A 1,194-nucleotide genomic window follows, 5' to 3' on the forward strand; every position below is an offset into this window, starting at 1 on the left:
ATTTTAAAACGCTCTAAAACTCGATTTAAGCGACTTTAATTCGAAACTGTCTATTTGTTCAAAGGGAACATTAAGAATGCTTAAACGAGCTTTTAAGTGGGTTTAAAGTGATTTTGAATTGAATAGCTTGTTTTAAGTTGTAAAAAAACAAGTTAAACAAAGTATAGGTTTTCCATTTAAGGGTTGTTAGGGCTTGCCCTGACCGTCTGTAAGACGCTTGATTGCAAAGTATGAGTATTTAGCTAGTCAAATAGTTAAAACAGCGTATACGAGCAATTAGAGGGAATCCAAGAAAGTCCTAAGAGAGGGTTTGATCTTTTCTTTTAGCGAGTGCGAGTGAACGCTGCAAGTAAAATGTGAGCGTGGTTTTCGCTCACTCCTTTTTTTGATGATTTTGACTTTGGATTTTACATTTTTGAAAAAAATAAAAAATAGGCGAAGCCTATATATATATTTATCATATATATTTTAATCTTTTCTTCTTTTGCGTCAAAAAAAAGTGAGTGTTTTCAAGGGGTTAAAGAATAATATGTGGAGAAAAAACTGTTTATATATGGAGAAAAAACTGTTTATATATGGAGAAAAAACTGTTTATACATGGAGAATGTCTATTATCTTCTCCATGTATTATGGTATAATAAAAGCATGAAGAAACACTTTTCGTCGAGAGAATCTTCATGCGTATCTAAAAACACTCAAAGGAGCGTATTTCTATGTCTAGTATACCAAAAAATGAACAAAATCAGAAGCAGGTGCAAATCTTGAACGAATTATCAAAACGAAAAGTAGTGGAGCATAATTCTTTAATTACCAGCATTGCCAAAATGGATAAAACCCCACTCAAAATGTTTGAGTTAGCCGTATCGTGCATTGATACCGAAGAACCGCCTAAAGATCATACAGTCTATCTCTCAAAAGAAGAACTTTTTACGTTTTTTAAAGTTTCTGACAATGACAAACATAGTCGTTTCAAGCAGGCAGTTGAGAATATGCAGAAACAAGCCTTTTTCAAAATTAAAGAAAAAAAAGAACATGGATTTGAATTTGAAAATATTGTGCCGATTCCCTATGTAAAGTGGACCGATTATCATGATGAAGTTACTATTCGATTTAGTCCTGAAATCATGCCTTATCTAATCAATCTTAAAAAGAATTTCACACAACATGCCTTGTCCGATATTTCAGAACTCAATA

Annotated in this window: 1 protein-coding gene; it reads left to right on the forward strand. The window is 32.5% G+C overall.

Going from position 1 to position 1,194, the window contains the following annotated elements; genetic code table 11:
* Window positions 1-713: 713 nt before the first annotated feature.
* A partial coding sequence (locus ABT160_RS47055) for a replication initiation protein (protein ID WP_351656598.1) occupies window positions 714-1,194 on the forward strand: 481 nt, incomplete at its 3' end.

It is taken from the genome of Streptomyces sp. NPDC001941, from assembly GCF_040296945.1.
GTDB lineage: Bacteria > Actinomycetota > Actinomycetes > Streptomycetales > Streptomycetaceae > Streptomyces.